General features: G+C 41.9%; 20 protein-coding genes and 1 tRNA gene. 12 read left to right on the forward strand and 9 right to left on the reverse strand.

Annotated elements, in window-relative coordinates:
- Positions 1-15 precede the first annotated feature (15 nt).
- From serA to FCN14_RS12155, 3 genes are all read left to right on the forward strand, one after another.
- On the forward strand, positions 16-1623 hold the full coding sequence (gene serA, locus FCN14_RS12145) for a phosphoglycerate dehydrogenase (protein WP_138431544.1): 1608 nt from the start codon (positions 16-18) through the stop codon (positions 1621-1623).
- A gap of 1 nt (position 1624) precedes the next feature.
- The gene (gene mce / locus FCN14_RS12150) at positions 1625-2026 is read left to right on the forward strand and encodes a methylmalonyl-CoA epimerase (protein ID WP_138431545.1); all 402 of its coding nucleotides are present in this window, start codon (positions 1625-1627) and stop codon (positions 2024-2026) included.
- 102 nt (positions 2027-2128) lie between these two features.
- Positions 2129-2202: transfer RNA gene (locus tag FCN14_RS12155), tRNA-Pro, on the forward strand.
- A gap of 73 nt (positions 2203-2275) precedes the next feature.
- Here FCN14_RS12155 and lexA read toward each other — a convergent pair.
- On the reverse strand, positions 2276-2926 hold the full coding sequence (gene lexA / locus FCN14_RS12160; RefSeq protein WP_138431546.1) for a transcriptional repressor LexA: 651 nt from the start codon (positions 2924-2926) through the stop codon (positions 2276-2278).
- 131 nt (positions 2927-3057) lie between these two features.
- Complete coding sequence (locus tag FCN14_RS16115) at positions 3058-3213, reverse strand: zinc ribbon domain-containing protein (RefSeq protein WP_138431547.1); 156 nt, start codon at positions 3211-3213, stop codon at positions 3058-3060.
- Positions 3214-3282: 69 nt separating this feature from the next.
- On the opposite strand from FCN14_RS16115, the gene FCN14_RS12170 reads away from it, so the two are divergent.
- Positions 3283-3633 carry a hypothetical protein gene (locus FCN14_RS12170; RefSeq protein WP_138431548.1) on the forward strand — a complete coding sequence of 117 codons (351 nt, stop codon included), beginning with the start codon at positions 3283-3285 and terminating at the stop codon, positions 3631-3633.
- A gap of 146 nt (positions 3634-3779) precedes the next feature.
- Here the strand turns inward: FCN14_RS12170 and FCN14_RS12175 are convergent, their stop codons facing one another.
- Positions 3780-4601: a tetratricopeptide repeat protein gene (locus FCN14_RS12175; RefSeq protein ID WP_171032910.1), complete on the reverse strand. Its 822-nt coding sequence runs from the start codon at positions 4599-4601 to the stop codon at positions 3780-3782.
- A gap of 143 nt (positions 4602-4744) precedes the next feature.
- Between FCN14_RS12175 and FCN14_RS12180 the strand changes: the two genes are divergently transcribed.
- Complete coding sequence (locus tag FCN14_RS12180) at positions 4745-5311, forward strand: hypothetical protein (protein WP_138431550.1); 567 nt, start codon at positions 4745-4747, stop codon at positions 5309-5311.
- On the opposite strand, the gene FCN14_RS12185 is transcribed toward FCN14_RS12180, so the two are convergent.
- Positions 5303-6154, reverse strand: coding sequence for an SDR family oxidoreductase (locus tag FCN14_RS12185; protein WP_138431551.1), 852 nt, complete (start codon positions 6152-6154; stop codon positions 5303-5305). The two genes, FCN14_RS12180 and FCN14_RS12185, sit on opposite strands and share 9 nt — an antisense overlap.
- A gap of 111 nt (positions 6155-6265) precedes the next feature.
- Between FCN14_RS12185 and FCN14_RS12190 the strand changes: the two genes are divergently transcribed.
- From FCN14_RS12190 to FCN14_RS15780, 3 genes are all read left to right on the forward strand, one after another.
- The gene (locus tag FCN14_RS12190; protein ID WP_138431552.1) at positions 6266-6637 is read left to right on the forward strand and encodes a co-chaperone GroES; all 372 of its coding nucleotides are present in this window, start codon (positions 6266-6268) and stop codon (positions 6635-6637) included.
- A 129-nt stretch (positions 6638-6766) separates the two neighbouring features.
- Positions 6767-7663 carry an MBL fold metallo-hydrolase gene (locus tag FCN14_RS12195; RefSeq protein ID WP_138431553.1) on the forward strand — a complete coding sequence of 299 codons (897 nt, stop codon included), beginning with the start codon at positions 6767-6769 and terminating at the stop codon, positions 7661-7663.
- A gap of 1 nt (position 7664) precedes the next feature.
- Positions 7665-7841: a hypothetical protein gene (locus tag FCN14_RS15780; protein ID WP_171032911.1), complete on the forward strand. Its 177-nt coding sequence runs from the start codon at positions 7665-7667 to the stop codon at positions 7839-7841.
- Between the two features lie 80 nt (positions 7842-7921).
- On the opposite strand, the gene FCN14_RS12200 is transcribed toward FCN14_RS15780, so the two are convergent.
- On the reverse strand, positions 7922-8551 hold the full coding sequence (locus FCN14_RS12200) for an ABC transporter ATP-binding protein (protein ID WP_171032912.1): 630 nt from the start codon (positions 8549-8551) through the stop codon (positions 7922-7924).
- 149 nt (positions 8552-8700) lie between these two features.
- Here FCN14_RS12200 and FCN14_RS12205 point away from each other — a divergent pair, with 149 nt between their 5' ends.
- The 4 genes from FCN14_RS12205 (at position 8701) to FCN14_RS12220 (ending at position 14119) form a co-directional block, all read left to right on the forward strand.
- Positions 8701-10314 (forward strand): DUF8457 domain-containing protein, encoded by a 1614-nt coding sequence (locus FCN14_RS12205; RefSeq protein WP_138431555.1) that lies wholly within the window; start codon positions 8701-8703, stop codon positions 10312-10314.
- 8 nt (positions 10315-10322) lie between these two features.
- Positions 10323-11873, forward strand: a complete 1551-nt coding sequence (locus FCN14_RS12210; protein ID WP_138431556.1) for an acyl-CoA carboxylase subunit beta — start codon at positions 10323-10325, stop codon at positions 11871-11873.
- Between the two features lie 236 nt (positions 11874-12109).
- The gene (locus tag FCN14_RS12215; protein WP_138431557.1) at positions 12110-13483 is read left to right on the forward strand and encodes a replication-associated recombination protein A; all 1374 of its coding nucleotides are present in this window, start codon (positions 12110-12112) and stop codon (positions 13481-13483) included.
- A 69-nt stretch (positions 13484-13552) separates the two neighbouring features.
- On the forward strand, positions 13553-14119 hold the full coding sequence (locus tag FCN14_RS12220) for an NADPH-dependent FMN reductase (RefSeq protein ID WP_138431558.1): 567 nt from the start codon (positions 13553-13555) through the stop codon (positions 14117-14119).
- A 17-nt stretch (positions 14120-14136) separates the two neighbouring features.
- Here FCN14_RS12220 and FCN14_RS12225 read toward each other — a convergent pair whose 3' ends face one another.
- From FCN14_RS12225 to FCN14_RS12240, 4 genes are all read right to left on the reverse strand, one after another.
- Positions 14137-14841 (reverse strand): response regulator transcription factor, encoded by a 705-nt coding sequence (locus FCN14_RS12225; protein ID WP_138431559.1) that lies wholly within the window; start codon positions 14839-14841, stop codon positions 14137-14139.
- Positions 14831-16534 (reverse strand): sensor histidine kinase, encoded by a 1704-nt coding sequence (locus FCN14_RS12230; protein ID WP_138431560.1) that lies wholly within the window; start codon positions 16532-16534, stop codon positions 14831-14833. The genes FCN14_RS12225 and FCN14_RS12230 overlap by 11 nt, the downstream gene beginning before the upstream one ends.
- 178 nt (positions 16535-16712) lie before the next feature.
- Positions 16713-18752 (reverse strand): M1 family metallopeptidase, encoded by a 2040-nt coding sequence (locus FCN14_RS12235; RefSeq protein ID WP_138431561.1) that lies wholly within the window; start codon positions 18750-18752, stop codon positions 16713-16715.
- A 48-nt stretch (positions 18753-18800) separates the two neighbouring features.
- Positions 18801-19181: a response regulator gene (locus FCN14_RS12240; protein ID WP_138431562.1), complete on the reverse strand. Its 381-nt coding sequence runs from the start codon at positions 19179-19181 to the stop codon at positions 18801-18803.
- Positions 19182-19449 lie beyond the last annotated feature (268 nt).

Here is a 19449-nt window from a genome sequence, read left to right on the forward strand (position 1 = left end):
AACAACACACAAGTTATGTCCTTTAAAGTTTTATTGCTCGATAACGTAAACGAACGTTGTGAAGAAGTATTTGAGAAGCGTGGAATTGAAGTTGTCAGAAATCACGATCTGAGTGGCCAAGCCCTATATGATGAGATTAAATCGTATCATGGTATTGTCGTACGCAGCTCTACCAAGGTAACACCAGAGGTGTTAAAAGCAGGTGAAAATCTTAAAGTCGTCGGTCGTGCCGGAGTAGGAGTTGACAATATTGATATAGAGGCTGCTACGAAACAAGGGATATTGGTAATGAATACGCCCAACGGTAATACTATTTCTACCGCTGAACATACTTGTGGTATGATTCTGGCGATCACACATAATATCCCTCAGGCTGTTGAAAAAGTAAAAAGCGGTGGTTGGGACCGTAAAAAATACATGGGGAATGAGGTTTATAACAAAACTTTAGGTGTCGTTGGATTGGGTAAAATAGGGAGTGAAGTTACCCAACGTATGCAACATTTTAATATGAAGGTAAAAGCTTATGATCCTTTTGCTTCTGTAGAGAAAGCCGAGCGATTGGACGTAGAACTTGTTGAGCTTGACGAGTTATTAGGTACTTCCGACTTTCTTACCGTTCATACCCCTCTCACAGAAAAAACGAAGGGGCTTGTTTCTATGGAAAATGCAGATAAGCTCAAGAAGGGCATCTTCTTAATTAACTGCGCACGGGGGGGCATTTACAAAGAGGAAGATCTGCCTGCACTGATTGATGAGGGCTATGTTGGCGGCGTTGCTCTAGATGTATACTCCAGTGAGCCTCCTTCTGATGAGTTGTATGAAATACTTCAACATCCCAAAATTATTTCGACTCCTCACTTGGGAGCTTCTACTGATGAGGCACAGGAGAAAGTAGCTGAGCAGATTGCCGAACAGATGGCTGATGCCTTTGAAGAGAAAAGGTTTGAAGGTAGTCTAAATGGTAAGTCTATAGCTCTTACAACCAACAAGGAGGTACAGCCTTATCTCGACCTGGCACAAAAGCTAGGTAGTATCGCTATTCAGCTGGCACCTGAACATGCCAACGAGTTTTCATTTGAGTACAGCGGAACTTGTGCTAAGTTTTCGGATGTACTTACGGATTCTATTCTTAAGGGCATTCTTTCTCACCATGTGAGTGAGGCGGTAAATCTAATTAATGCTCGTCATTATGCCGAGGAACGGGGTTTAAATATTCGTGAAACAACCGATTCTCAATCCGAGACTTTTAATGATTTGATTACGATTCAACTGAAAGAGGACGGGGAGTATCAAAAGATCTCTGCTACGGTCTTCGGTGAGAATGACTATCGTATTGTTGAGATTGATGGTTTCGGTATCGAATTGGCTCTTGAAGGAGATATTCTCATGTACAAGAATGTTGATAAGCCGGGAATGCTTGCAAAGGTAAGTTATGCGCTGGCTAAGCAGGAAATTAATATTGCATCGTTAAGCTTGGGCCGTACTCTTAAGGGTGAAAATGCAATTACAGCGGTTTCTGTGGATAAAAAAATGACGGAAGAAGAGTTACAACCGTTATATGATTTGGAAGATATACGAGCGTTGCAATATATAAGTTTGCCTTCAAACCACGATAACAATTAGTATGCATATTGATCATATTGGAATAGCTGTTGAAGACCTGGAGTCTGCGGTAAAAACCTACGAAAAGCTGTTGGACGGTAAATGCTATAAAAGGGAAGTGGTCGAAGACCAAAACGTAGAAACAGCTTTCTTCAAGACTGGGCAGTCGAAAGTTGAACTGCTCGGTGCGACTACTGCTGATTCTGTGATTGCTAAGTATATCGCCCAAAAAGGGCAGGGAATGCATCACGTAGCTTTTGAGGTAGAAGATATCTATGCTGAGCTTGATCGCCTGCGAGAAGAAGGATTTACAGTCCTCGGTGAGAAGCCCAGTCGTGGCGCCGATAATAAGCTGGTTGCCTTTGTTCATCCCAAAGACAATTGCGGCGTATTGGTAGAACTATGTCAAGAGCAGGAAGGTTAGCCCCTATTTTTCTTGGTGAATACCAAAGAGTCTTACAGTAATTTATAGCAAAGAAAGGGTTGAGTTTTGGGTCTGTCAGCCGTATCTTTGTACTCGTTAATTCGGGACGTGGCGCAGTCCGGTAGCGCGCACGACTGGGGGTCGTGAGGTCGCTGGTTCAAGTCCAGTCGTCCCGACATTTAAAAGGTCTTTTTTAGTAGTCTTAACGGCTACTTAAAGGCCTTTTTTAAATTGGGCAATCCTCGATTATTATCCAGAGCGAAAGATCAGTCCCCAGTTGCCGTTCTTTTTCCACGCCTTACCGATAAACGTGCCGAAGACCGTAATCTCTTCCCACTTATCGGGTGTTATATGGATAGGTTTGTAGGAGGGATTTTCAGGCTGCAGCATCACACCATCTTTCTTCTTTCTTATGGTCTTTAGGGTAGTCTCCCCATTATACAGGATAGCACCGATCTCCCCGTCTCGCGGCTCGCGCGGGTCGATGATGATGTAATCGCCGTCTCTGATGTCGGCATCGATCATACTCTCACCGTCAACGATGAGGGCAAAATAATGGTCGGATTTGTTGGCAGGATGTACTTCTACGGGCAGATGTCCAAGGTTTTCACTGATTGCTTCGTGCATGCCACCCGCGGCAATACGTCCTTTGATAGGTATGCCGGGGAAGAAGCCCTTCAGCTCAGATCGTTTGGTGGGATGAATACCGTAATTTCCGCGTCCATACTTTGTAAGGTAATTTTTCTTTTCAAGGGCATTTAAGTGTTGGTAGATACTGTTTGATGAGCTATAGCCAAATGCTTCCTGCATATCAGAGTAGGAGGGGAACTGGCTGTACTCCTCATAGTGGTCAATAATGAATTCCCAGAGTTGTCTCTGTTTTTCGGTAAGTGTTTTCATAAGAGACTATTATATAAAAAATACATGAAAAAAAACATGAAAAGATGAATATATCATATGAAAAATATTTTATCAGTCATTAATCTGATATCATTCAACTCTCATGCTCAAAGATAATGTAGAGCAAATGCCTAGAGGACAAGCCATATGATTAGTAAGAAAATCATTACCCAAACGGCAACCTTCAGGTATAAGGGCTGGGTAGGGAACTCATATCCACAAATGGGACAGATTTCTGCATTATTATCAATCTGTACAGCACATGCAGGGCATTCTTTTTGCGACATAATATTTCCTAATAAGTATAAGCTTGCCTATTATTGGCATCATAAGAATAGTAAAATATAATTACAGCTATGAAAATTCAGACCGCTGCAATTATTGATCAGCTGCTAATTGACGATAAGCGAGTAGACCTAGCTGAAGAGCACTTTATTGAACTTGAGTTTTCGGCCATTGATACAGGAGGGGGATTTAAAGATCCTATTCTCGATTTTTCAATTAAGGTACCGGATAAAATGCCCATTGATGTGGGACAACTGGTAGTCGTAGGGCTTCGAAATCCCCAACAAGAAGAGCGTAAAGTTGCGTTTGAATATAAGATGCCGGAAGAGCAAAGAGGTAGCAATATTGCAATAAACGGGCGTCTTAAAGGAGATCAGCTTAGCCGAGAAGTTATTGGTTTTGTATTACAGCTTTTGCGTTAAAGAGCTCTGAAAAACCGTCCTTTTGGTTGATATCTGTATTTTAGTAAACTGGAAATTCTTATTAGTGGGAGATAAGCACCAGTTTCAAACTGACTCAAGTTTTGACTTTGATCAGAATTCTTGGTTTTTCAAAGTTCTCTCGTTGATCAGGAGTTTTCTTTTAAAAGCTTTCGACTTCGATATTTTAGGTATCGGTCTTCAATGATGTGGTCAGGACGTATTTTTTTGTTGAGAATATATTTCAGATGGTTTTTAGCTTTACTGTCCTGATTAAACTCTAATAGTACCTGCGCATAGAGCATCCGGTTGGTAGGGTGGTCAGGGTTTATCTCCATCGCTTTTTCAACAAGTTCCTTAGCTTTTTCGTCAGAAGGCCAACCTATCAATAGCGGGATTTTAGGAGTGTAAAAATGGACCTGTGCCAAGATACGATACCCTCCGCCTGCTTCATATCTGGGATCAAGTTCAATAATTTCTTTAGACAGGCGTCGCAGTTTTTTAGCTATACCACTGGTGGAGGCTTTAATAAATCCATGAACATCGGCCCAACGCCCAAGATTGGCTCCATACCAAAATTTAATGGGGGCTGATTTTGGAAACTGTTGGTTCATTTTTTCTCCCAACTCACGCCCCTTGTCGTAAATATCTTTTTGTTTATCCTCAGAAAGGTCTGTAAACATCGCTTTAAAATAATAGGCTCGCAGAAGGAATGAGGCTGATTTCTTTAGTTCAATATTTTTTTGGATTGCCTGCTGTAGGGCATCAATAGATTTGTTTATGGGTTGAGGATCTGCCCGGAACCCTTCTGCCCCTTCAGCGCGTTGATCATAAAATTCTTTTCCTTGCTGAAATAAGTTTTGAGCCGTTAGCTCGCTAACGAATGATGTTAAAAGAATGGCACACAGAAATATTGGTGAAACAAGGGGGCAAGGAAATGCGGAGATTATACAATGGGATCTATTATACATAAATAAAGCCGTTTGGCTATTATTTTTCGTCTGCCGAATGCACATGTATTATGCGGTATTTTCTAGTGTATTGCAATCCAAAGTGGTTTGGTTGAATGAAATAAATAACCGGGAACAAAAAGGGGCAATTAGAGTTAAAAATTATGAAACGGTTGGCCGGGATTATTAGCGTTATATTGGCAAAAGGGAGAAATCCCAACAAAAACGAAATAATCATAATGTATATCATAAACCACGATAAACAAATTGCATTAATTAGTGAGATGAGACAACTTCGCAAGGATACTAAGAATTGTGAGGTCTACTATCATCATCCCTATACAAACCAGATGTGGAAGGCCTTTTTCCCTCGTGCAACGGAAGATGAGTTAGGGCCAAAATTACTGCGCCATGAACCGGTCCCAACCAATATTGAAAAACGCTTGAATATCTGTTTGGGAGAGCAGGTACCCGAAAATGCTATCGGTCTTGGCATTGAATGGTCGGCCCATCCCGAAATTTGGCCGGGTGTTATAAAAGCACTGGAAAATGAATATGCCCACTATGACAGGAAGCAGTTAAAACTCTTCTTGAATAATCTGCATCTTGATGAGGTCAAAGAAGAGTTGCCGGAAGATCCTCAGGAAGAGGAACTATCGGCAGATTTGGTGGGAGACCTCATTTGGCGGTCCCGAAAAATTCGAATGAAACGATTTTTCGTATTAGGATAGTCCGGTAAGTTCAGCACTTTTTTTCCATAATTTGTTTGTAATACTATCGTCATAACCGATGCTAGCCGGAGAGCGTTTTTTTCGGTTTCGAAAGTATTTTCCATTCTTTTCTGCGACATCATCCGAAGTGGCCAGGTAGATACTGGTCTGGGCTCCGGACTTTGGTGATCGCATAAAGGGTTTGCCAATAAAGTAGAATAGTTTCATAAGCCAGCTGGCTTCTTCAGCAAGCTGTGTGCGCGTAATACCGGGGTGTAAACTATAGGTAGTAACAGTGGTGTCGGCCCATCGTTTAGCCAATTCATGAGTGAACATGATATTGCATAATTTTGAGATACCATAGGCTTTTATAGGAGCATAGTTGTTATGTACCTGCAGATCATTGAGGTCAAAAAAGACAGCTCCCAGCCGATGTACTTCAGAAGCTACATTAATAACCCTTGCCTGGGAAGCCCTTTTAAGATGAGCACCCAGCAAATTGGTCAGCAGAAATGGAGACAGGTGGTTTACCGCTAACGTTTTTTCAATACCATCGATGGTCACTTCACGTTCATTAGTAATGAGGCCGGCATTATTGACGAGCAGATCTACTTTTTCATATCTTTGGGTGATTCGGTTGGCTAGTTCTCGCACATCGTGTTGAAGTGCTAGGTCAGCAAGCATGATTTCTATACCCGTATGAGTTGTATCGTTGATGATATCTCTTTTTGCCTGTTCGGCTCGTTTTTCATCACGGCAAACCATAATCACATATGCTCGTTGGTTTGCCAAGGCACGGGTTGTTTCTTTGCCTATTCCGGAATTAGCTCCGGTAACTATACAAAGTTTATTAGCTAAATCCATAGCGTAAAATTGCTGATAGTGGTCAGTATTAAAATATTTAGTTCAGATTGTTGTTCAAAGAAGTTAACTTTAAACGTTTATATAATTAGTTTCACGAAACATATATTATAAATGATTCAAGAATATCTTAATTCTGTAGAAAACTTTATTGTCGTTGGCGATCGCGTACTCATAAAGCCAAGGGATATGGAAACCCGAACTAAAAGTGGTCTTGTATTACCGGCAACAGTTAAAGAAAAAGAAGATATCCACAGTGGGTATGTCGTTAAAACGGGACCGGGTTATCCTATTCCCTCGAACGAAGTAGATGAAGCCTGGAAGGATACCAGTGAGACTAAATATATTGGTATGCAGGCACAAAAAAGTGATTTGGCAATATTCTTAAAGGACCAAACACACGAAATTGAATTTGAAAATGAGAAATACCTGATTTGTCCGCATGCAGCAATATTGTTGTTGATCAGGGAAGATATGGCACTTTAGGATCGATTTTATAGTAGATAGCTTTATTCTTACAATGGTAAGGGAAAGAAGATATTATTAGAAGCCTGTTATCAAGCTTCGGTTCTCTTTTCTATGTACCACAAACATTAATTTAATCGCTACATAGCTATGGATCGTCGTCAATTTTTAGTTCGCTCATCGTTATTCGCCGCAGGAGCGGCATTACCATTTAAAAGTCTCTTTGCCGAAGCAAAAGGAACGTTCACACCTCTTCGAAGAAATGTAGGTTGTTTTACCGAACGGGGAGGGACTATTGGATGGCTGGCAAGTAAAAACGGAATGGTTATTATTGATACGCAATACCCCAAATCAGCAAAAAAATGTTTGAATGGGCTGCAGGATCGTACCGAACATCCCCTGGATCTGCTTATTAATACGCACCATCACGGCGATCATACTTCGGGCAATTCAGTGTTTGAAGGAGTAGCAGAAAAAATGGTGGCCCATAAGAATGTGCCTAAACTGATGAAACAATCGAATAAAGAGAATGAGGGTGAAGGCAATACCGCTTTTCCTACAACAACTTACGCAGATAGCTGGAAAATGGATGTAGGAGATGAGACGGTCCATGCTAAATATTACGGGCACGGACATACCAGCGGGGATTCTGTGATCTATTTTGAGAAAGCTAATGTGGTGCACATGGGGGATCTGGTCTTTAACCGGATGAATCCCTACACCGATCGTCCGGCCGGTGCTTCTATGCAAAATTGGGTAACTATTTTGGAAACGGTAGCTGACGAGTACCCGGCAGATGCAAAGTATATTTTTGGCCATGGGAAACCGGAATATGGTATTACAGGAGCCAAAGAGGATGTATTAGTGATGAGAAATTACCTTTCAGGTATAATTGAGTATGTTCAAGAGGGGATTGAGCAGGGAAAATCCAAAGATGAGATTACTAAGATAAAGTCGCTTAATGGTTTTGAGAACTTTTTGTATGCTGATTTTTGGACACTGCCCCAGAATCTTGCTGTTGCATATGAAGAATTAACTCAATCTTGATATGGCAAATAGTAAAACAGTCGAAATATACCAGCAAGTTACCGAGGAAGAATCACGCCGTTGTAGCTATTGCGGAGTGGAAGCGCCTTTGGTTTGGGTACATGGGCACGGGCAGTGTGCCCACTGTGGTATTAACGTGCAGGAATGTTGTCAGGGCGAAAATTGTGAAATGAATTAGTCCACTTGCTGAGGAAAATTCTTGTTAGAAAAAGCAAGGTTACCGTAATTTTTCCTTAATTCGGATTGGTCTGCGGCTACCTATTCGAAAGCTTCTTGCTCAATAGAAAAAATGTTCTCGCAGAGCTGTAACTCTTCAGGGCTGTTAGAGGCAATTATCAGCATTTTTTCAGGAGATTGGAACGACTCAGCAATATTATGAATAAGGGTTCTGCCTGCCTCATCCAGGTTTGAGCCGGGTTCATCCAGCATAAGAATCTTCGGGTCATGAAAGAGAGCCGATGCCAGTCGCAATCGCTGTTGTTGTCCGGTCGAAAGTTTTCCAAACGGCTGGTCGGCAACGTGGGTTAATTCTACCTTGTCAATCCAATAATTTAACTCTTTCTCATCCGTTTTTTGATGGCGGACATCCACAAGAAAAGATAGGTTCTCACGGCAACTCAACTCGTTATACAGATTGATGTATGGGGCTGCATAGCCCAACATTTTTTTAAAATGGGGTATTGGAATCTCATCGCCACTGTTGTACCAGTTGATGGTTCCCTTGCTGGGTTGTAACAACCCGGAGAGGGACTTTAGAAAGGTGGATTTGCCAGAGCCATTGGAGCCTGCAATCCCCAATGTTTTTCCCTCGTGAGCAAAAGAGATTTCCGAAAAAACAGTGTTGTCGCCGAATGATTTTGTAAGCTTTGTAACTTTTAAGGTAATCATAGGCCAAAGGTAAAAAGGCATTTTTAAATCACAAATGATAAAATTTGAGACAAAGCACTCTAAAATTTCAAAAGATTGTCAGGATTTAACATATTGCTGCGTTCTTTAGTTGTATTGCCTGTCTTTAGACGATATATTTCCAGAAATTTATGCAACATATTATTCAACAAATAACGAAACAATTGATCGCCCGACTTCCGGAGCATGAGCAGTATTATCGACTGCATGAGCTGCGTTCATGGGGATTCCCTTCATTTATTATTAAAAGAATAAAGATCGAGCTCGAACGGAATTTGGCAGAATCGATGATTATTCCTAAAACGGACTGGGCCAATACCAGCTCGGATGCGGTTTTAGATGCATGGGATCAGTTTGTAAGTGCTATTAGAGCCGAGGCTCGCCTACCGGCCAGTTATGCCCAAACGGTAATTGAAACAGCAGTAGCTGATGTCGTTGAGATATTGGTGCAACCAAGAAAAAATATTCCTTCTGTTATTTTTGGGAATAAGGATGAGCTTGACTTTTCTATGGTACAAAAAGGAGCAGAAGCCGTGGTGGTCTATCAGCATTTAGGGAGACTCATTCCTCGGTATATGGAGAAGAAGGGACTGGATAAGCTAACTAAAAAGCGTTGTGCTAAACTTGTTTCGAAAGCAGATGAGAAGCTGACATTAAAATATTCTCCCTTAAATTGGGCCCAGATGTTAGAGCCCCTTTTTAAATTGCTGGATGCCGAAATTGATACTGAGTTATTGCGCCTCTTTTTTGAAGATAAGGCGATGCCACGTATTGCACGAAAGTTCGACTTGATGAGTGGAGCACTAACGCGGGCAGAACTTATAGAAATCCTTTCTTCACCGGAGTTATTGAACTTTGAAGGTTATGAAGAAGAGCAGTCGACTCTTTTTGATACCAAGAATGTCCCGGGGGGGGCAGCGAATGAGGCTGAAGGTATATCGAAAAAGTCTGTTGTAGAAGATTCTGAAGAATGTATAGAAAGTGATAGGGACGCTTCATCATCTTCAGATAAGGAAGATGATGAGTCTATTGCCAAAGAAGATGATAACAGTTTAAACGGCGGATTCGAATCTGAAGATAAAGTAGATATAGACGAAAAGGAAGAAAGTAATGGAGACCATGCTTCTCTCAATGCTATTTTTGCGCAACCTGAAAGCGACGAAAAGAGTAAAGAAAGTTCACAAGAGACAGCAATAACAGACCAGCCGGAGCCGGAGGTATCATCTCATGATGAGGAAGTAGCAAAAGAGGAGAGGAAGGAAACGTCTGCAGAACCGGAGAGTTCCGGTAAAGCCACTGAAAAGGAGAGTAATGGGCAGAAGGCCGCAAATTCAGAAGGGAAGGAAACCCCCATGTGGATGCGCTATATGAGCGACGATGAAATTGAAGAGTATCAAAAGGAACAGCAAGAGCAGGACAAAGAACCCGATGAGGATGGGTTTGTGGAAGAACCCATTATCGACCTTACCCAAGAAGATGCCTCAGAGAAAGAGATACGAAATCTTCAAGAACAGCTTTCGGGCGACCGTGAACGATTTATTGAAAATATATTCCGTGGTTCTGAACGGGCTTATGAAGAAGCAGTAGAAGATATCGCGGCCTATGCCAGTTGGCGGGATGCAAGCAAGTATATCGAAAAAGATATTTTTAAACGTAATTTAGTGGACATGTACTCTGAGACCGCTGTTGATTTTACAGATCGGCTGCAGAGTTATTTTCTGGAAAAACAAAATCGAAATAAATAAGAAATTAGATGGCTTCGGATAAAAAAGTAGAACGACTAAAGCAAAAACGTAAAGATGCTAAAAAGGGCGGTGGAGAAAAACGAATTCAAAAGCAACATGATAAAGGAAAGCTTACAGCTCGTGAGCGACTAGACCTATTGCTGGACGATGGTTCCTTTGAAGAGATCGACCCTTTTGTAACTCACCGAAGTAAGAAGTTTGGGTTAGACAAAAAGAAAATTGACGGAGATGGTGTTGTAACTGGTTTTGGTGAAATACACGGCCGACCGATTTACGTTTTTAGTCAGGATTTTACGGTTTTTGGCGGTTCGCTCTCAGAGACCCATGCCGAAAAAATCTGCAAGATTATGGATATGGCAATGAAAAACGGAGTGCCCATTATTGGTCTTAATGATTCCGGTGGAGCTCGTATCCAGGAAGGGGTTTCTTCGCTTGGAGGATATGCCGAAGTCTTTTGGAGAAACAGTATGGCTTCAGGGGTGATTCCACAATTTTCGGCCGTAATGGGACCGTGTGCAGGTGGAGCGGTTTATAGTCCGGCCCTGACTGATTTCGTTTCGATGGTGAAAGATACCAGCTATATGTTTGTGACGGGGCCCAATGTTGTGAAAACAGTAACCCACGAAGAGGTTACCTCCGAGGAGTTGGGCGGAGCCAGTGCGCATGGTAAAAAGTCGGGTGTTGCACATTTTACAGAAGAGAATGATGCGATCTGCCTGAAGAATCTTCGCAAGCTGTTGACTTATGTGCCGCAAAATTGCGAAGAAAAGCCGCCACGGGAAGAGGCCAAAGCACCGGATTCTTCAAAGGTCAAAAAACTGGATGATATTGTTCCGGATAATCCCAATAAACCCTATGATATTAAAGATGTTATTGGCGGTATTGTAGATAAGGACTCATTTATGGAAGTCCATGAGCACTATGCTACAAATATTGTGGTAGGCTTTGCCCGTATCGACGGACGCAGTGTTGGGATTGTAGCAAACCAGCCATTGTCGCTGGCTGGTGTACTCGATATTGATGCTTCACTGAAAGGTGCTCGCTTTGTTCGGTTCTGCGATGCTTTTAATATTCCCTTGGTGACTTTTGAAGATGTGCCCGGTTTTTTACCCGGTACAGACCAGGAGTGGGGCGGCATTATTAAACATGGTGCGAAGCTGCTGTATGCATTTTGCGAGGCAACTGTGCCTAAGATGACGGTTATTACCCGTAAGGCGTATGGTGGAGCCTACGACGTTATGAACTCCAAACATATTCGTGCGGATTATAATGTAGCCTGGCCAACAGCTGAGATTGCAGTGATGGGACCGAAGGGAGCAGTTGAGATTATCTTCCGTAAAGAGATTGCCAATGCTGATGATCCGGAAGCAAAGGAGCAAGAGCTCATCGATTACTACAAAGAGGAGTTTGCACATCCCTATAAGGCAGCTGAGCGAGGATTTATTGATAATGTTATTCTGCCGAGTGAAACGCGCGAAAAACTTATTCATGTGCTCAAGATCACAGAAAATAAGGTGGATGATGTGCCTCAGAAAAAGCACGACAACCTTCCGTTATAGGTTGAGTATTAAAGGTTAAAAGGCTCCTGTTAGTTCAGCTAAATAAGTTTAATTTTAGAACCAGCATCCCGAACATTCAAACTGTACAACGGCTCCGAGGGAATTGTGCTCCCGTCTATAAGCTGATTGTGATGGAGTGAGCAGATACTTAGCCAGAATTTATTAATATTTATTTCTGTTTTATTGTTGCAATGAATATTAGCGCTTATTCCCAATTCTTAATCCTTAATTGATTCATGGATCTTTTCAACGAGGATGCGGACCAACAAAAAGGTCAGCAATCCGATTTCGTAAATCCTCATGAGCCGTTGGCTACAAGAATGCGTCCGCGTTCGCTTGAAGAATTCGTAGGCCAAAATCATATTGTCGGTGAAGGCAAGATGCTGCGGCGTATGATTGAATCCGGTGTAATCGGGTCACTTATTTTCTATGGTCCGCCAAGCTCTGGTAAAACGACGTTGGCCCATGTAATTTCCCGGGAAATTAATGCCCAGTATATAGAGTTAAATGCGGTACTCGATGGTATTAAGGATCTGAGGAAAGTAGTAGCCAAGGCTGAGAAAATGCAGCAGATGAATGAACAAAAAACTATTCTTTTTGTGGATGAAATTCATCGTTGGAACAAAGCCCAACAAGATGCACTGTTGCCTCACCTGGAGTCGGGGGTTATCACTTTGATCGGAGCGACCACTGAAAATCCTTTTTATTCGTTGGTAAGTCCGCTGTTATCACGTTGTCAGCTTTTTGAGCTGTATGATTTAACCAAAGATCATGTGCTTACCATGATTGACCGATCACTGGACGATAAGAAGCGTGGGCTGGGGGGTAAAAAGGTAGAGGTGACGGATGCTGCTAAAGACCACCTTGCAGAGTTTGCAGGTGGAGATATCAGGAATGCTATTAATGCCCTGGAAGTAGCGGTGCTTTCCAGTGATGCCGATGAGGATGGCGTGATCCATATTGACCTGGATATCGCCAAGGAGTGTATTCAGCGGCGTGGTGTACGGTATGACGGTACTGGAGATGAACACTACCATTATGCTTCGGCTTTTATCAAGTCGTTGCGGGGGTCCGATGTGGATGCTGCCCTGTACTGGATGGTTGCAATGCTGGAGGGGGGCGAAGACCCTAACTTCTTATTCCGTCGCATGATTATTCAGTCGTCAGAGGATGTGGGGATGGCAGATCCACATGCGTTGTCAGTGGTAAATTCGGCCCATGAGGCTTTTACAAAGTGCGGGATGCCCGAAGGTCTTTATTTTTTGGCTCATGCCTGTATATACCTGGCACTGGCTCCTAAGAGTAATAGTACCGGGGCAGTGTTTTCGGTACGGAGCGAAATTAAAAATAATGGTATTGGTCCTGTGCCTTCGCACCTAAGAGATAAAACAGCAAACTCAAAGCAATCGAGATACTTGGGAGTTGAAAATGCATCAGATGATTATCATTATCCTCACTCTTATGATCATCACTGGATACCTCAAGACTATTTGCCTGAAGAAGTTAAAGAGAAAGGATGGTATGACCCCGGCAACATAGGACGTGAAAGTAAGCTTTGGAAACGGTTGGAAACAATTAAAGAAGCATATGCCAAATCTGCTAAGGAATAGGCCTCCTGTACTTTATATAAGAAATTGTATCTTTGATCATCAATAATTCAGTTTTTAGTCTACATTTTTATGCTTGATTTACAAATTATAAGCGGTACCGACCGCCCGGGATCTAATGCTCTGCGGATATCAAAATATATCCAGAAGAAATATCGCGATGAAGGTGTTGATGCAGGAATTATTGATTTGCAGAATTTTCCTGCCGAGCAGGTTATTGGCGGGCGGTATGGAGAAGATTTGCCTGAGGTTGAGGCTTTTGTAAGCCGGGCTGTTTCAGCAGAAGGTCTCGTTATTGTATGCCCAGAGTATAATGGCGGTTATCCCGGTATCTTAAAGCTGTTTATTGATTACTTTCCTTTTCCAGGTAGTTTAGAAAAGAAACCGATTGCGTTGGTAGGTGAAGCCAGTGGTGCTTTTGGGGCATTGCGGGCCGTAGAACAGTTGCAGCAGGTGCTTGGTTATCGGCATGCCCATATATTTCCAGAACGGGTCTTTATTCCCCGAGTTACCGAAAATTTTGATGATGAAGGGGGAATTAAAGATGAACTCCAGCAACAACTTCTAATGACACAGATCAGCGGTTTTCCCCAGTTTGTACAGGACCTTAATAAAGATTCAGTTATCTCAAAGGGGTAACAGAAAGCAGGGGAGTATTAACTCATTTTCAGCATATATCCTACTCCGTGGAGTGTGACCAGATATTTTGGATCATCGGGATGCATTTCAATTTTTGATCGCAGTTTGGAAATGTGGACGTCTACTGTGCGTGTATTTGTGCTAAACTCATATCGCCAAACGTTCTCGAGCAGAGCATCTCGTGATACCGGTTCATTAGCATGAGCAACCAAGTATCGAATAAGTTCCACTTCACGAGTAGTGAGCTCTAGTTTTCCGTCCTCAGGATGTTCCGCTACGGCATCTTTGAGATTGATTTTGATAGGATCTAGATCCACCTCATTAATAGGTGTTGCACTGGCATATTCTTCGGAGCGGCGTAATCGTGCCTGGATACGTGCTAACAGCTCTTTAACTCCAAAGGGCTTGGTCATATAATCATCAGCCCCGATGTTTAACCCCGTGACTTTATCGATTTCTTGGTCACGAGCAGTTAAAATTATGATGGGAAAGGTATAGTTCATCCCTCGAACTTTTCGGCATACGTCAAAGCCGCTCATTCCCGGTAGCATAAGGTCAAGAACCATCAGGTCAGGATTTTCCTTCTTGACGATATTTACCGCTTTATCTCCCTTGTTGGCTACATATACATCGTAGCCTTCATTCTCCAGGGTATCTTGTAAGGTAAAAACTAAACTTGGTTCGTCTTCGACGATTACAATCTTTTTAGAATCAGTTGACATATGTTTCAGACTCCTTATTTAATGAATCAGATTCAGAAGAATATGATGGGGTGTGTTGTTTGGTAGTATCTTTTTCTTCAAGGATAGCAGGAAAGCTAATGGTAAAAGTTGAGCCTTTACCAGGTTCACTGGAGACGGTAATTTCACCATCATTCAGCTCAACAAGGTTGTTGACAATAGACAGGCCGAGCCCATGTCCTTTCGTTTTGGCTGTTAACGTATCCTCAGCACGGAAAAACTTTTCGAAGATTTGAGAGATGACTTTCTGTTTCATCCCTACTCCGTGGTCTTCTATTTGGAATACCAAGTTTTCATTTTTGACTGTTAGTCGAATGTGAATAAACTTTTCATCGGTACTATACTTAATCGCGTTTTCTACAAGATTACTGACAATGGTTTCAAAGCTGTTGGGATCGACCATTGCCATGGGTATATCATCTTCAATGGTAGTGCGGAGGGTAAAACCTTTCTTCTCAATGTATTCTTCATGTTCATCAATATAAGAGTACAACTTTTCACTCAAATCAATAGGTTCAGGTTCTACCAGTGATTGTCCAGCATCTGCTTTGGCAACATCCAGAAGCTTTTCAATCATCTTCCGGAGGCGTATTGCTTCATTAAAAATATGATTCCCATAATTTTTAAGCCTTGTTTTATCAGTAACACGACCGTCAGCCAGATTTTCTCCAGCAGCTTGCATCACTGCCAAGGGGGTTTTTAGTTCGTGGGTAACATTGGCCAAAAAACCTGCTTGACGTTCTGCGAGTGCACGTTCTTTTTGGGCGGATCTAAACATAAAGACAAGTGATCCTAGCAATAGAAGCATGGCAGCTGCCAAAACGACGATATTTTTGATAAGTGAGGCATTAGAAGCAGCAACAGCAGATTGATCCGTAAATGAGACTTGCAGTTCCCAATAATCAAATAAACTTGGGAAATCCTGTTCGAAATGTACTTTTTCGTGATCATATTTTACCGTAGTGTCACTGCTGGCAATAATTTCATTATTGACCCAGTCGCGAAGCCAAACATGCATATCTGATTGATTCGTCGTTCCGAACTTCTCAACCAGTTTTTGGGGCAAGTATTCGTTGCGTAGATAATCTTGGTTGAATGGCATGGTAAGGTAGCCAAAAATACTTTTTTCGGAAGGGTCGATGATCGCGATTGTAACACTACGATGCGAGTCAAAAATGACTTTGTTACTATATCGGTATTCATCGATGAGAGTTTTCATCTGTGTGCGTGTAATGCCCATCCCATCACAGACTACTTCTCTGGGGTAAGTGGATGTTCGGATAAACTTCTCAAGCTGTTCATCATACTTTAGAATTGCTTTGTTGTTCTTGCAAATTCCGGAACCCGTAGGAATAAAATAAATATCATCATAAATACTATCATGGGCTGCTTCATTGAGTAGCGATACTACTTCTTTTGAAAATTGTCCTGTTTTTCGGAAAGTAGATTTCAGATGTTTTATATCTGTAGAGCCAAGCCCATAGTATGATTCGAAAAAACGATATCGGATTTTGTCAGAAAATTCAGCAATCTGCAGCTTTTTATTTTCCCGGTTCGATTCCAGCGTGTTTTCATGAAGGGCATACAGTGAATATACATTCATCCCGGTAAGCCCGATAATAGCGACAATACCGGCGGCAAGCAGTATCCATCGAAGTGATCCGTAACGCTTCATATAAAGTTTATTAGTAAATGATAAAACTGTGAGATACCAAGCACCTAAAATAAGAAAATTTAAAAGGTAACGAATTCAATAACTCCGATTATTTACGGAATTTAATAACTTTTTTGTCCAAAATAACAAGAGGACACCAGATTCGTTGCCCTTTTAACTGATATTGGAAGAATTTATGCTACTTTTCCCATCGATTATTTCCGCGATTAGTATCTGGGTAAAGTTTTTCAGGATCGATAACAACTTTAGTGGCTAGGCCCTCAACGGTGATACTAGCTTTTGTTGCTCCTTTGAGCCATTTGTCAACGGGGATTTTGCGCATTACTGTCGATCCGTCTGAAAGAGTGATGGCAATAATTGCCGGCATCGGTGCTAATCCGTTATCATGGATAGTAATACGACTGCTATTTGCTCGCACTGTCACATCAGCTATTGCATGGTCCAGGGTCCAGGTTTCGTAATACCAGCTTCTCCAGAACCAATCGAGATCTTGTCCCGACACATCTTCAAAGGTATTAAACATGTCCCAAGGGTACGGATATTTGTAACGCCATCGTTCAAGGAAGGTGTGGTATGCTTTATTAAATGTTTCTTCTCCCAGTAAATTACGTAAGCTTACGAGCATGGTAGCTGGTTTGGGATATGAAGCTTTTGAGTAAGCAAAGCTGTTGTAGTGATAGTCAGACCAGCGCATAATGGGGCCTTCAATATCTGTATAGGTGATACGCAAGTAACTTTGCATATCATTAATGTCAAAGTTTGGCTTGTCGGGGTAGTACGTTTTTTTGGCCTGATTTTCGTTAAAAGTAGTAGTTCCTTCATCCATCCAGGCGTAGCGACGTTCATTTGTACTGATCTGCATGGGTACCCACATATGGGCTAGTTCATGTGCAATAACAGCATATAGAGATTGGGCCCTCCGTCCTTTATAATCTCCAATGATCGTAATCATGGGGAACTCCATGCCGCCACCAATAATGCCTCCACCTTCAACAGAAGTCATATGTGGCCAGGGATAGGCTAATCCGGTATAATCTGATAGAAAAGTGATTGCATGCCTGGTAAATTTAGCAGCATTTGTCCACAAGGGGGCTGAGCTGCGGTAGATGGCATTAATGCTGGAAAAGTCATCACTTTCATCACCGTCACGATCTCCAACACTGGCTCGTGTAGCATCCCAAAGCGATTCTTTAGTAACACTAAAAGCAAAGTCTCGAACCTTTTCGGCCTCAAAGTTCCATGTAATTTTACCGTTTTTTGTAGATTTAGTGACAGCCCCAAAGTCATCTTTGGTTACCACATGAACGACACTGTCACTTTGGTGAGCCTTAGTGAGACGTTGATGGATATCCTCCTTGAGGATGCTTTTACTGTTCTGGAGTCTTCCGGTAGAGGCAACCATCCATTGTTCGGGTACGGTAATATCTACATTATAGGAGGCGAAATCGTGATAAAATTCAGCATTACCGGTAAAAGGATCCGTAAACCAGCCGTTCACATCATCGTAAACGCGCATCTGAGGATACCAATAGGCAATATAATATAGGTTGTCTTTGCTATATCCCATCCGTCCGTCTGCCCCGGTTTTAGGTACTTTAAAATCCCAATCTATACTAATATTGGTACTGTCACCGGGCGCCAAAGGTTCATCGGGGCGAACAACCATTTGAGTTCCATTGACTGAAAATCCGCTGGGAGCACTGCGCATCTGTATTGGTGATAGCTCTTTACTATTGACGGTTACTTTATGGAGGTTTATTCCCCCTGTTACTTCTTGTTTACTACTGCGTTGTACTCCTTTTTTGTGGAGGTTCTGAGCCAGCTCCATAAACAGATTCCTGAGGGTATCCGGCGAATTGTTGTAGTAGGTGATTGTGCTACTTCCTTTTAGCAGGGTATCGGCAGGGATTAATTCTGCATCAATGTTATAATGTGCACGTTGTGTCCAATAGTCCGGTCCCGGCTTTCCCGACATCGTTCGGGTATCCAGTTCCACAGCATTGAAAAAGGAGGTTGGGATCTCATTGGAAATGGGGTTAGCCACCGACCGATTCATTTCAGAAGGTAGTTTGTGAAACTTCTCCTGCTGCCCTTGTTGGGAGGTATCTTCATTTTGTGGGGCATCTGTCGCTTGTTGCATTCCCGTACAGCCTGAGAAAAATACAAATAACATTATAATAGCAACAGAAATATTGCGAGAAGATACTAGCTGTACCATAAGGAAAGTAGGTCGTAACTTTTTTAGTTATAAAAGATATGGAATTTGCTATGAATCGAGAGAAAAGTGTTTTGATATGGCCTTCTTAAGATCATCAAACTCAATGGGTTTAGTGAGGTAGTCGAGATAATTGGTAGCTTCGGCTCGTTCTACGTGGTAGGGGTCAGAATTACCGGTGATATAAATTACGGGAACGTCTGAAAATTTACGAATTTCCAGCATTGCATCAATACCGTCAATATCACCTTCCAGAGAGATGTCCATCACAATAAGATCCGGATCAATTTTTTGTGCGGTCTCAATAGCAGTTTTGCCGTAAACCAGTTCCCCTTCTGTTTGAAAGCCAAGTCGTTCAAGATAACTCTCATACAAGAGATTTAGAATGAGATCGTCTTCAACAATTATGACATTCTTTTCTTTTGTGCCCATAAAAATGTGATCAATTCATGATAACAATTCTAAAAATAGAAAAATCGAGAGATAAGACAATCAATTTTATGTAACCCAACCAAATTGTACACACAGAGTGTATAAAATATTCAATATGTAGTACTCAACGGTATGGGTATTTTATTGGAAATACAAAAAAAACTACAGACCTTTTTTATTTAAACCGAGCACGTAAGAAAGGGAATATACAGGAAAATAACGGTTAATCAGCAAGTATCTGGGTAGACCCTTTCAGGGTTCTTTTCTT

It is taken from the genome of Fodinibius saliphilus, assembly GCF_005869845.1.
In the GTDB taxonomy this organism is placed as follows: Bacteria; Bacteroidota; Rhodothermia; order Balneolales; family Balneolaceae; genus Fodinibius; species Fodinibius saliphilus.